Origin of the sequence: Microcystis wesenbergii FACHB-1317 (genome assembly GCF_014696875.1) — a bacterium.
GTDB classification, from domain to species: Bacteria; Cyanobacteriota; Cyanobacteriia; order Cyanobacteriales; family Microcystaceae; genus Microcystis; species Microcystis wesenbergii_A.
In genome coordinates, this window is record NZ_JACJQV010000200.1 from 1 (window position 1) to 12,579 (window position 12,579).

Consider the following 12,579-nt stretch of genomic DNA (forward strand, 5'->3'; position numbering starts at 1 on the left):
CAGACATATTTGATTTATTTGCCCAATCAAGAAGTCCTAACTCTCATTTATTAATTCGAGGAACTCATAACCGAAAAGTTAACTATCTCGAAGATAAGCAAAGGTCAGGGCATCCAGAGACTAAATATTTACATCAATCCATCAGAGAAATAAAAGCCTGTGGTAGCCTAGATGTGCAAGTAAAACGCAATCCTAATCACGAGGCTAGACTAGCTAAACTAACAGTTAGATTTGCCAGTTTTGAAATACAAGTACCTAGCCATCACTCCAAGGCGACCCCTCGTCAACCAGTCAAATTACCGGTAATTTTAGCTGAAGAAGAAAATCCGCATACCGGGGTTAATCCTATCAGTTGGCTCCTCTTAACTAGCCTAGACATTAGTAGCTTTGAATCGGCGATAACCTGCGTGCGCTGGTATAGTTATCGCTGGTTAATAGAACGCTATCATTTTGTTTTAAAAAGTGGTTGTGGACTAGAAAAACTGCAATTAGAAACGGGTCGGAGAATTGAGATGGCCTTAGCTACCTATTCAATTGTAGCTTGGAGATTACTCTGGTTAACCTATCAAGCACGCTTACACGGAGAGGAGAGTTGTGAAAGTTTTTTGGAAGAACATGAATGGCAATCTTTGTGTGCCACTATTCATAAAAAGAGTCCGCCACCTGAAAAGCCGCCCTCCTTTCGAGAAGCGGTCAGAATGATTGCTTCTCTTGGGGGGTTTTTAGGTAGAAAAGGTGACGGTGAACCAGGTGTTAAAACTATTTGGTTGGGACTGCGAAGGTTACATGATATCAGCGAGACTTGGAAACTATCTCATCAAATTAGTTCCCCCATAGAACCCCCTTGAGCCATCTGGCACACTTTTCTCTTTTTGTCAAATTTTATGTTAAGAAAGATGTGACTAATGGATAGCCTTGATAAGGGGGGGGTGCCTTTTGCATGAGTGCCTCTTGCCTGGTCTCAACAAGCAATTTAAATTACGAACAGCTTATGTTAGTTAACGCGCATTTGTTGGCGCTGTTAAACGAGCCTCTCCGATTTTATGTTGAAAAATGAAAAAACCAGCGTATGCAGGGGAAGCATTGGGGGGAATATCTAGTTTAGATGTATTTAATGCGTAAACAGTAATTTGATAGTTATGGGGTTTTGAGCCTTCCGGTGGGCAAGCACCACCAAAGCCGTTGTAGCCGAAGTCATTCCGCAATTGAATCGCCCCTTGAGGAAGCTTTTTACTGTCTTTCACGCCAGCATTTTCTGGTAAACTACGCACATCTGCCGGGATGTTGACGACCACCCAATGCCACCAACCGCTTCCTGTTGGTGCATCAGGATCGTACATAGTGACAGCAAAACTCTTAGTTCCTTTGGGAACATCGCTCCATTTCAAAGCGGGAGATTCATTTTTACCAGTACATCCCCATCCATTATAGATTTGTGCATTTTGTAATGATTTACCGTTTTCAATTGTTGGGCTAATTAATGTCATAGCTTGAGCGCCCAAGCTAAAACCGCCCAATGCAATCAAGCCGGCAACAATCTCTGCTTTAAACATAAAATTACTCCTTCGCTCTGGATAAGATAGGGGACAATCTCACTGGGGAAACGCCCCCAGCATTACAGATTTGTGGAAGAATAAGTAGGGAGGCACAATTATTTGTAGGATGGGTTAGCGGTAGCGTAACCCATGCTGGCTGCTTGACACCCCCCCCTGAACGGTTACAATGTTCTTGCTATGTTGCAGAGAACTCACAAAACCAATAGCGATCGCTATTGGACAAAAACTTTTCCATCTACTGATATTGTTATGCCAAAGTTTGTCTTGGATATGCTTGATTGTGACATACTCCTACACTTCTCTTCTTTTTGTCTGAAGTTGGATAACTTCTTCCAGATTAGCTCTTTTTTTATCCCTCAAAACAAAATTGATGCTCTAGTAGGCTTCTCATCCAATCCAGCTATTGCTTCGGAGGCGATGAGCTTTGTTTGGCTCTACCGAACCTGTCATGCAAAACTATTTTTTGCTAGGCTGCTTGTCAGCATTTAATTTGGATTACACCTATCATTGTCAGTCTAAGAGGAAATAAAATGACAATTAAAAAGCACAATAATATAGCTCAATATATAGCTAAACAAATCTCTAAACAAAGCTTTTCTCTTATCCGAGCAGATGTTTTACAAGCAAATGTTGATTTGACGAAAAAAGACTTACAACATTTTTTTGAAAGTTGGAATGATTTAAAAGTAGATAGCTATATGAATGATGGAGGTCGTTATCGTTATCGTAGATATTCAGTATTTAGATATGAGGGATCTCAAAAAAAATTAATAGAAAGGCAGGGGGAACCTCATTATCAATACAAAGAGTTTAATGTATTAAATGGAGGAATCAAAAGATATTTTGAGCCAATTAAAGCCGAAATTCAATCGAGTTTAGTATTTGTTAAAATAATTAGCTTGTGTATTAATACCTTTGAGGAAATCAGTATGAAAACCAAAGATTGGCATATAGAAGCTCATCAATTTCGTATTATGACAAATGCACAAGATTTTGGCTTCCCTACCCCAGAAGGAATTCATCGAGATGGAGTAACCTATGTCTTTATTATGCTAATCAGCAGAAAAAATATTATTGGTGGAGAGAGTCATCTGTAGGATGATCAAAAACAGCATTTTTTTAGCTATTTTTTAGAAAATCCTCTGGATTGTACTTTTTTGGATGATGAGAAATTAATGCACAGTGTTTCAGCTATTCAACCTTCCAAAGATGCTCAGGAAGGATATCGTGATACCTTAGTTATCACATTTACTAAACTATAAAAGATCAAGACTATGTACCCACTCTATTACTGATTGTGAATGCAAATGTATCAAGTAAATTTTAATACTGGAAAAATTTTTTTAATTCTCTTTTTCGGAGTTTTTGGAATATCAACAGCTGCTATTTTTGTTAAACTTGCAACAGAAACAACAGGATTAGATGGAATAGGATTTAGCCTATTTTTAGCAGCTTCTCGCTTGATAATTTCCTCTTTATTAATGTTCCCCTTTTGGAAACAATTAAAACACGCTAAAATACAGCCTAACGCAATTAGATACTCCATTTTAGCTGGTATTTGTCTAGCTATTCACTATGCTACTTGGTTTTTATCTCTTTCTTATACATCAGTTACTGCTTCTACTGCAATAGTTACAACCTGTCCAATTTGGGTTGCACTAATATCAAGATTTTTCTTTGGGGAGAAATTATCAAAAGAAACAATTATAGGAATTACAATAGCAACATTTGGAGGACTTATTATTGCTAATGATGGAATGAAAGGAGGCACACCTGCCCAAAATCCAATCTTAGGAAACTTACTGTCTTTAGTTAGTGCATGGGTTTACAGCATCTATTTCTTGTTTGGTAAAGAGGCACAACGGAAGGGATTAGTAACAAGTTTGTATGCAGTGATTGCTTATAGTGCTTCAGCGATAACTCTTTTCCCTTTACCCTATTTTTTTCAAACAAATTATATTGGCCATCCTATAATTGTCTATTTGTATATATTTTTGATGGCGATTTTTGCTCAAATTATAGGGCAAAATTGTCTTAATCTCTCGCTACGGTGGACATCACCTATTATTGTTACCTTGGCTGTTATGTTTGAACCTATTTTTGCAGGTATCCTTGCTTATATTGTTTTTGATGAAGCTCCTAGTTATATTTTACTAATTGGTGTAACAATTCTTCTAATAGGTGTAGGAGTTACTGCCGTTAATCTCAAAACCTGAGTGAGATCGCCGCTTCGTAGATTGTTTTGACATTCATGAAACCCAACATTTCTACACAAACAATATTCCCTTAATTTGCTGGGTTACGTTCCTTAACTTAACCTACCGTTGTTAATTTATAAATCAGGCTTTTTCACCTTTGAACTAGATAAATCTTGAGACTTTTTAATGAATTTCTCATCAAAAGTATAAAACTCGAAACAATGAAGACTAGATGCCAAATGAAAAGCATCAGCAAAATCAAGTCCATTTTCATGCCATTCAATAACTTTTAAAATCAGCCTTTCATTAGTCAAATACACATTGGGTAAACCAAAAACTTTTCTAAAAGCCTGACAAATTTCAACAGACTTAAATTTATAGGCAAATCGCAATACCCATTCCGTTTCTAAAATTACCGTGTCAGCAATAAAGATATTTTTATCATGGAATATCTTAAAACTCTTTTGATATTGTTCCTCATTATCCCTTGTTATTAATCTAACAATAACATTTGTGTCAATAGCGATCAATGATTCCATGATTTTTGTATTCCTTCAGCAATTGCTAGATCCATTTCTTCAGTGGTTTTTGCTTTACCCCGATAGTTCAAACAGCCAGCAACTTCATCTAACTTTGTTTTCGAGAAAAGTTTTTTAGGCTTTACTAAAACTCCATCCCCTACATTAATTAGGATTAATTCTTGACCCTCTTCCCACTGCTCTCGTAACGACGGAGGAACAGTCACTTGACCCTGACTAGATAGTTTTGTAGTTTCCATTACCAGAATCTTAAAAAATTTTCTCTATTTGAGCCTAACATAAAATGAGCAGCCATAGGTTGTTTTGACATTCATGAAACGCAACATTTCTACACAAACAATATTCCCCGAATTGGCTGGGTTACGCTCCTGAGCTTAACCTACCTTTATTTGTAGTGCGATCGCTGTTTCCATCGTTGATCCACCTCGTCTTCAGAACCTTGCTTGAGGCTTTCGCCGAGAGCTTCACAGATTATCCTGAATCCGAGTTAGCTGCCTGCTTGTATTTTGGCAAAAAGGGACAAACCCACCAGCCGTGGTCAAGATGTTAGTTAACGCGCATTTGTTGGCGCTGTTAAACGAGCCTCTCCGATTTTATGTTGCAAAATGAAAAAACCAGCGTATGCAGGGGAAGCATTGGGGGGAATATCTAGTTTAGGGACTGGCGTAGAAATAATATCCCAGCCAGAAAATCGCTCCGTAGAAAAACCAGACCAGCCAGATGGCACATTATCAAAGCGCAAGTCCCTAACATCTCGAAGGCTCTCCCCCTACTTAGGGTGATCAGCAAACCTGAGCGAGCGGAGGGCGCAAGCTTTGCGCCCCTACAGTAACGGATTTTGTCCACAATGTAGGGGCGAACTGCGTTCGCCCAAAAGGTACATTATCAAAGCGCAAGTCCCTTAGATGTATTTAATGCGTAAACAGTAAAAGGAAAGCGAAAAAAAGTGAATGGGCAAAGAAAAAGAGGAAGGGTGAATGTGATGGGAGCCTTAAGATATAATGATAAAAAACGAGTCTGTTTTATGATCAAAAAAGGAAATTCAGAAACTTTCCATGAACAATTAAAGAAACTTCATGAAGAAATTCGTCAAGAATGGATAAACTTGGGAAATCTGGTTCTTCGTTACTTAGTATGGTTCGATATGGGGGCATAAATCGACTGAATCCTTATCTGGCAAGAGATTTAATTGATTAGTTCGCTCTAGATCGAAACCAATTAACAAAAATCGCCAAATGTCTTTCTCTATAAGAGTTTCATTCCTTATAACCCTGTACGTTGCATAAGACAAACCGAAGAGCCGGAAATCTGCCCGAAGATTTTCCAGAAAAAGGACCGAAGATTATCATTATATTAGACAATGCTAGTGATCACAAAAAGAAAGATGTTATTGAGCAAGTGGAAAAAGAGTTGCCCAATATTAGGCTAGAGTTTTTACCAGCTTATAGTCCAGATTACCACCTAATAGAATTAGTGTGGCATTCCGCTAAAGAATACATAGCTAATCGAGAATTTGAAAATAAAGAAGAACTGGAAAAAGTAGTCAATCAGCTTTTAAATGAAGGGGGATTGATTATTAAATGGAGTAGAAAACTGAAAAATAAGGGTAATGCTGTCAATGTAACTTAAATGCGTAAAAGCTTATCAGTTATCAGTTATCAGTTCACTGATAACTGTTTACTAATAACCTATGAAAAAAACCTGATCTAAATAGGGCTTGCTGAATAATGGTAAAACCCTTTTAAAATAAGGCTTTTGACCTGTTAAAATCCGATGTTAGTGCAAGAAAATAGGATTGGGACATTCAAAAACCTTGCATTATTCTTTTTGTAGTACATAAACTGGTACAAAAAACTAGGGCAACAAAGCCTGAAACTCCTGACTCCTGACTCCTGACTCCTAACCCCACCAATACACTTTTTCAGCAAACCCTAAATACCATTTTTCCAAAGTAACGACAGAGATGGTCATGTCTGCTACGAATAAAGAAAAATGGTATTATTCTTCTTCTAAACTTAATCCTAACGCCTGTAAGCGTTCCGCTAGTCGATCCGCGCGTTTCTTTTCTTTATCGGCACGTTTCTTTTCTTTATCGGCACGTTTCTTTTCTTTATCAGCGCGTTTCTTTTCTTGACGCATTTGAGACTCTAACTCAACAGTTGTTAAAAATTTCTCTCCATCGGGACGATACAATTCTAAACTAGATTTATCCCAGATAAAACGCATACCTAAGCGGGGACTTATCCAGTCATTGATGGGGATAATTTCTCTTAAATTTTCTCCCTGTCTTTGCCAACCTTGTAAACGACAGCGCATCGGGTTATATAAATAGTATTCTTCTACACTATATGTGTCATAAAACTCTAATTTTCGACTCATCTCTGCTTTTGTATTCTTCGGTGATAGAATTTCAAAAACTACTTGAGGAGCGATATTTTCTTCCTGCCATTGACGATAGGAACCCCTCCGTCCTTTGGGACGGCCAAAAGCTACCATCACATCGGGAGCAACCGGTGAAACCAAAGTAGAACGCAGAGGATACCAGAGTAAATCTCCGGCAATAAACACCCTAGGGTCATCGGCAAAGATAATCTCTAAATTCTCCTTAATTTTGACAATCCACTCATATTGTTCGGTATTATCTGCCATCGGTTGACCATCACTATCTGGGAAAAGAAGATCGTCGTCAATATCAAGATAACTAACCATTGTCTTTTATTTTTAATAGATGGTTGTTTTTTGATTGTAGCAAGATAATTATGAATTATGAATTATGAATAGGAATTATGAATTGGGGAGTGGGGGAGATGGGGGAGTGGGGGAGTGGGGATGAGGGGAGGAGGGAGAAAAAAGCTGATGGCTGACAAAAGGTCTTAAGCGGCGGTTATATCTAGTAGAGTCTATATTTATCAAAAAGTTAATTGACTAGAATCTATAAAAGCGTTAGGATTGATGGTGACAAATAGTTATTATTGAGGAGGGGATAAGAACTTGATACAGGCAACCCTGCACCAGTTAAGGGTTTTCGAGGCTACCGCACGACACAGTAGCTTCACCAAGGCGGCCGAGGAGTTATTTATCACTCAACCTACCGTCTCAACCCAAGTCAAACAACTCACAAAAGCTGTGGGTTTACCGCTATTCGAGCAAATTGGCAAACGTTTATTTTTAACCGAAGCGGGTCAGGAATTACTGTTCACCTGTCAAGAGATTTTTAATAAATTGGACAACTTTCAGATGAAAGTGGCCGATATTAAGGGAACTAAACAGGGAAAGCTGACTTTAGCCGTAATTACCACCGCTAAATACTTTGTACCGCGATTACTGGGGGCATTCTGTCAACAGTATCCCGGTATCGACATCGCTCTACAGGTGACTAACCACCAGAAACTGCAAGAGCGAATGTCAAACAACGAGGATGACCTCTATATTCTCAGTCAACCGCCGGAAGAAGTGGAACTGTGTTCTCAGTCTTTCCTCGAAAATCCCCTAGTGGTGGTGGCGCGACGAGATCATCCATTGGTGGGCCAGAAAAATCTCCCCCTTGAGTGCCTCAATCATCAACCTTTTATTATGCGCGAATCGGGATCCGGAACCCGCCAAGCGGTACAAAAATTATTTAATCTCCACGATATTAAAGTTAAGGTGCGCTTGGAATTAGGCAGTAACGAGGCGATTAAACAGGCTATTTCTGGCGGTTTGGGAATATCGGTACTATCTAAGCATACTCTCATCTCGGAAGGGGAAAACGGAGAATTAGCCATCCTCGACGTGGAACAGTTTCCGATTCAGCGCAATTGGTACGTTTGTTACCTGGCCGGAAAACAACTTTCCGTGATTGCCGATGCTTTTTTCAAATACCTGCTGGAAGCTAGTCAAACCATCCCCATTCATGCCCCGTTAAAAAATGATCACAGCTTATTAGTGAGCCATTAAACCTTAAACTTTAATTCAGGATCATTTTTCTTCTTGAGGTGGTTATATGTTCGAGTCCTTCAGCCAGACTATCTGGTTGGTACCTCTTTATGCCTTTGCGGGCGCACTTCTGGCTCTACCCTGGTCTCCCGGTATTATCCGGCAAACCGGCCCGCGACCGGCTGGTTATCTGAATTTGATCATGACTTTCTTGGCTTTTTTCCATAGCCTTTTTGCTTTGCTCGCCGTTTGGGGTCGTCCGCCGCAATCTATAGCATTTAATTGGCTAAATGCCGCAGATTTAAGCATATCTTTAGATGTGCAGATTTCGGCTGTTAATATCGGGGCTTTATTGCTAATTACTGGCTTAAACCTCGCCGCGCAGGTATATGCGATCGCCTATCTAGAAATGGATTGGGGTTGGGCAAGGTTTTATTCTCTCGTCGCTCTCTTTGAAGGGGGTATGTGCGCCCTAGTTATCTGTAATTCGCTATTTTTCAGCTATTGTGTGCTAGAAGTTCTCACCCTCGGCACTTATCTACTGATTGGTTTCTGGTTCAATCAATCTCTGGTAGTGACGGGGGCGCGGGATGCTTTTCTGACTAAACGGATTGGCGATTTAATCCTGTTGATGGGAGTGGTGGCCCTTTTACCCCTGGCGGGAACCTGGAACTTTGACCAATTAACACAATGGGCGGCTACAGCCAATTTAAACCCCAATGTGGCTAATTTACTCTGTTTAGCCCTGATTGCCGGTCCGATGGGCAAATGCGCTCAATTTCCCCTGCATTTATGGCTAGATGAGGCCATGGAAGGACCGATGCCAGCGACAATTCTGCGGAATACGGTCGTCGTTTCCACCGGCGCTTGGTTATTGGTGAAATTAGAGCCGGTGCTGCAATTATCGCCCTTAACCTTGCAAGTAATGATCATTGTTGGCTCTGTCACTGCCATCGGTGCGGGTTTAATTGCGATCGCCCAGATCGATGTCAAGCGCTCCCTTTCCTATTCCGTCAGTGCCTACATGGGACTGATTTTTATCGCTGTGGCCACCGGACAAACGGAAACCGCTTTAGTGTTACTCTTTACATACGCGATCGCTATGTCCCTGTTAGTCATGGTGGTGGGTAACATCATTTGGAATAATATCAGCCAAGATTTAAGCCAATACGGCGGTTTATGGTCTCGTCGTCCCGTTTCTGGCATTTGTTATCTCGTCGGTGCCGCTAGTTTAGTCGCACTGCCTCCCTTTGGTGGTTTTTGGTCATTGGCCCGCATGGGCGATCGCCTCGCAGAAATCAGTGGTTTACTGTTATTAGTGCTATTGTTGGTCAATGCCTTAACTGCCTTTAGTGTCACTAGAGAATTTTGCGTTTTCTTTGGCGGTAAAATCAAACCAATGACCCTGCGCTCTCCGGAAGCTCTTTGGCCCTTAGTTATCCCCATGACTGTGACCATGGGTTTCGCCCTTCATCTGCCGATTTTATTAGCGCAATGGCATTTATTACCAAGTAACTTAAATCTGGGAGTGGCTTTTCTCTTGGTGCTTTCCACTGCTGGGGGCGTAATTCCGGCAGCATATATTTATCTGAATGAAAATATCTCCAAACCGATCGTTTTTCAACCGAAAGCCCTTCAAGATTTCTTTGCCAACGACCTTTATACAGCCAAATTGTATAAAGTCACCATCGTTTTTGTCGTCGGATTAATTTCGCAAATTATTAACTGGATCGATACCTTTCTGGTGGATGGGATCGTTAATCTGGTGGGATTAGCCACGGTTTTTGGTGGTCAGAGTTTGAAATATAACGTCTCAGGCCAGACCCAATTTTACTTTCTGTCGATTATTTTGGGGGTGGCTTTGATTGGTATTATCATCTGCTGGCCCCTACTAGCACAAATTTCTCTAGTTTTCAGTTAAAGATTTGATAACTTAGGCTTTTCTTTAGCATCCCCGGCCCTGACAATAGAATTTGTCCTGATTAATGGAAACAACTACCGATGTTCAATACCTCTCGTCGCCAATTAATCCGTTATGGGGGTGGTTTTTTGGGAACCGGTCTGGCCGCTACTATTTTAGGCTCGCAACTGTCCCAAACTAACGCCCAAACTGCTGTTAATTCTGAGCCATGGCTAACTGCTCAAAATAAGGGATTGAACCCCGACCAAGCTTTAACTATGCTCATGGAAGGCAATCAACGTTTCTGGGAACGAAGACAAAAAAGTCCTAACCGCGATCAAGCTCGACTCACAGAAGTGGCCGAAAGTCAAGCCCCTTTTGCGGCAATTTTGGGCTGTGCCGATTCTCGCGTACCGGCAGAAATCGTTTTTGATCAAGGATTAGGAGATCTATTTGTTTGTCGGGTAGCGGGAAATTTAGCCACTTCCGAAGAAATTGGTAGTCTCGAATTCGGCACGTTGGTGTTAGGAGCTAAGGTAATTATTGTCCTCGGCCATTCCCGTTGTGGAGCGGTAAAAGCCACCATTGAAGGGGGTCGTTTCCCCGGACAAATCGGTCGTTTAATCGATGGCCTACAGGTGGGAGTTGATCGGGCCGAAAAACAACCCGGTTCCAACAAACTTGAGCGAGCCATTAAATCCAATGTTGTCTATCAAGTAGAGAAATTAGGCAAGTCCCCAGTCATGGGTGATTTAGTAGATAAGAAACAATTAAAAATTGTTGGAGCCTACTACGATCTCGATACCGGCAAAGTGAGTTTAATTTAGTCAATTCTAGATTAGTCATCGTGTCGTTTGGCTAATCCTTTTCTCATCCCAGTCATTATAAATTCGATCGATACCAATATGCTCAGTACCCTGCTTTGGTTGCCAATAATTGGAGCAATTATCGTCGGTCTTTTCCCCGATAAATTTGCCCCAGCAAAATTACGTCAAATTACCCTCTTTTTTGTTGCCGCCGTCCTCCTTTGGTCTTTATATCTGCTGACCCAATATAACTTAACCAGTAATGGCTTTCAATTTTCTGAATACCGCGAATGGGCAAAACCAATCGGTTTAAGTTATAACCTCGGAGTCGATGGTTTGTCCTTACCGTTAATTATTTTAAACTGTTTCTTGACAGGAATAGCTATCTATAGTACCGAAGAAAAAGTAGAGCGTCCCCGACTTTATTACATCCTAATCCTCCTGATTAACGCCGGGGTTTCTGGGGCATTAATGGCCAAAAACCTGCTGCTGTTCATCGTTTTCTATGAACTAGAATTAATCCCCTTTTATCTGATGATTGCTATCTGGGGAGGCGAAAAACGTGGCTATGCTTCGATTAAATTCCTTCTCTACACTGCTGTCTCTGGGTTATTAGTCCTAGCGGCATTTTTAGGCATAGGTTTCCTCAACGGTGGTACTTTTGACTATTCCTCCCTCTCCACCGCCGATTTCTCCCAAAAAACCCAATTACTGCTCTTAACTCTGCTGTTAGTGGGATTTGGCATCAAAATCCCCCTCGTACCTCTCCATACTTGGCTACCGGATGCCTATACGGAAGCTTCCCCCGCTACGGCAATTTTACTAGGTGGTATCCTCGCTAAACTCGGTACTTATGGCTTAGTTCGCTTTGGTCTGCAATTATTCCCGGAAACTTGGTCTTTAATCGCCCCCGGACTGGCAATTATCGGCGTTATTAGCGTTATTTACGGAGCCTTGAGCGCTATTGCCCAAAAAGACATTAAACGCATGGTGGCCTACAGTTCGATCGGTCACATGGGCTATATACTGGTAGCAGCCGCCGCTGGCACGGGTTTAAGCGTCCTTGGTGCCGTCGCGCAAATGATTAGCCACGGTCTTATTCTCGCCCTCTTATTCTATCTGGTGGGCATCGTCGAACGCAAAGCCGGAACTAGAGATTTAGACGTTTTAAACGGTTTAATGAACCCAATTCGCGGTTTACCCTTGGTTAGCGCTCTGTTAATTCTCGCCGGTATGGCCAGCGCTGGTATCCCCGGATTAGTGGGATTTGTGGCGGAATTTATCGTTTTTCAGGGGAGTTTTTCCCGTTTTCCCGTGCAGACGGTTCTCTGTATCATCGCTTCCGGTTTAACGGCGGTTTACTTTGTTATCCTGCTTAATCGCACCTGTTTTGGTAAATTGGATAATAAACTTGCCTACTATCCCAAAGTCCTGAAATCGGAAACTATCCCCGCTTTTGTCCTAATGGTATTAATCGTCTTTTTAGGTATTCAACCCAATTATTTAGTCCGTTGGATTGAACCCACCACTAACTCGATGGTTGTCAGCTTATCGGGGGAAGCAAAACCTAGTTTTGTCTTCAAAAAATCTCCGCAAAAGTCCTCAAAAACCAACTGGTTGAATCGGGGTAAATTTTTGAGTAATAGTTAGTTATCCCTCGCTGTT

10 protein-coding genes and 3 pseudogenes are annotated in these 12,579 nt (G+C 41.1%); 9 read left to right on the forward strand and 4 right to left on the reverse strand.

What is annotated here, in order from left to right; genetic code table 11:
- Nucleotides 1–848 (forward strand): IS4 family transposase (locus H6F92_RS20465; RefSeq protein ID WP_190359273.1); only part of this gene is annotated, 848 nt, incomplete at its 5' end.
- Between the two features lie 150 nt (nt 849–998).
- On the opposite strand, the gene H6F92_RS20470 is transcribed toward H6F92_RS20465, so the two are convergent.
- The gene (locus H6F92_RS20470) at nt 999–1,553 is read right to left on the reverse strand and encodes a YbhB/YbcL family Raf kinase inhibitor-like protein (protein ID WP_002787690.1); all 555 of its coding nucleotides are present in this window, start codon (nt 1,551–1,553) and stop codon (nt 999–1,001) included.
- Between the two features lie 533 nt (nt 1,554–2,086).
- Here H6F92_RS20470 and H6F92_RS26255 point away from each other — a divergent pair.
- Together H6F92_RS26255 and H6F92_RS20485 are read left to right on the forward strand one after the other, a co-directional pair.
- Nucleotides 2,087–2,818 (forward strand): annotated as a pseudogene (locus H6F92_RS26255) (2OG-Fe dioxygenase family protein).
- A gap of 45 nt (nt 2,819–2,863) precedes the next feature.
- Nucleotides 2,864–3,772 carry a DMT family transporter gene (locus H6F92_RS20485; RefSeq protein ID WP_190359316.1) on the forward strand — a complete coding sequence of 303 codons (909 nt, stop codon included), beginning with the start codon at nt 2,864–2,866 and terminating at the stop codon, nt 3,770–3,772.
- Between the two features lie 116 nt (nt 3,773–3,888).
- On the opposite strand, the gene H6F92_RS20490 is transcribed toward H6F92_RS20485, so the two are convergent.
- A complete protein-coding gene (locus H6F92_RS20490) occupies nt 3,889–4,293 on the reverse strand; it encodes a type II toxin-antitoxin system VapC family toxin (protein ID WP_002790613.1) in 405 nt (134 codons plus the stop codon).
- A complete protein-coding gene (locus tag H6F92_RS20495) occupies nt 4,281–4,532 on the reverse strand; it encodes an AbrB/MazE/SpoVT family DNA-binding domain-containing protein (protein WP_002790612.1) in 252 nt (83 codons plus the stop codon). Before H6F92_RS20495 ends, H6F92_RS20490 begins: the two co-directional genes overlap by 13 nt.
- Nucleotides 4,533–5,215: 683 nt before the next feature.
- Here H6F92_RS20495 and H6F92_RS27120 point away from each other — a divergent pair.
- Nucleotides 5,216–5,401: pseudogene (locus H6F92_RS27120) on the forward strand (transposase); the annotation flags it as partial.
- A gap of 194 nt (nt 5,402–5,595) precedes the next feature.
- Nucleotides 5,596–5,922: pseudogene (locus H6F92_RS27125) on the forward strand (transposase); the annotation flags it as partial.
- Nucleotides 5,923–6,291: 369 nt separating this feature from the next.
- Here H6F92_RS27125 and H6F92_RS20510 read toward each other — a convergent pair.
- Nucleotides 6,292–7,002, reverse strand: a complete 711-nt coding sequence (locus H6F92_RS20510) for a Uma2 family endonuclease (protein ID WP_190359275.1) — start codon at nt 7,000–7,002, stop codon at nt 6,292–6,294.
- Nucleotides 7,003–7,284: 282 nt separating this feature from the next.
- On the opposite strand from H6F92_RS20510, the gene H6F92_RS20515 reads away from it, so the two are divergent.
- The 4 genes from H6F92_RS20515 (at nt 7,285) to H6F92_RS20530 (ending at nt 12,564) form a co-directional block, all read left to right on the forward strand.
- A complete protein-coding gene (locus tag H6F92_RS20515; RefSeq protein ID WP_190359276.1) occupies nt 7,285–8,229 on the forward strand; it encodes a LysR family transcriptional regulator in 945 nt (314 codons plus the stop codon).
- A gap of 46 nt (nt 8,230–8,275) precedes the next feature.
- Nucleotides 8,276–10,129 carry an NAD(P)H-quinone oxidoreductase subunit F gene (locus H6F92_RS20520; RefSeq protein WP_190359277.1) on the forward strand — a complete coding sequence of 618 codons (1,854 nt, stop codon included), beginning with the start codon at nt 8,276–8,278 and terminating at the stop codon, nt 10,127–10,129.
- 80 nt (nt 10,130–10,209) lie between these two features.
- Nucleotides 10,210–10,935, forward strand: coding sequence for a carbonic anhydrase (locus H6F92_RS20525; RefSeq protein ID WP_190359278.1), 726 nt, complete (start codon nt 10,210–10,212; stop codon nt 10,933–10,935).
- 78 nt (nt 10,936–11,013) lie between these two features.
- Nucleotides 11,014–12,564 (forward strand): NADH-quinone oxidoreductase subunit M, encoded by a 1,551-nt coding sequence (locus H6F92_RS20530; protein WP_190359279.1) that lies wholly within the window; start codon nt 11,014–11,016, stop codon nt 12,562–12,564.
- Nucleotides 12,565–12,579 lie beyond the last annotated feature (15 nt).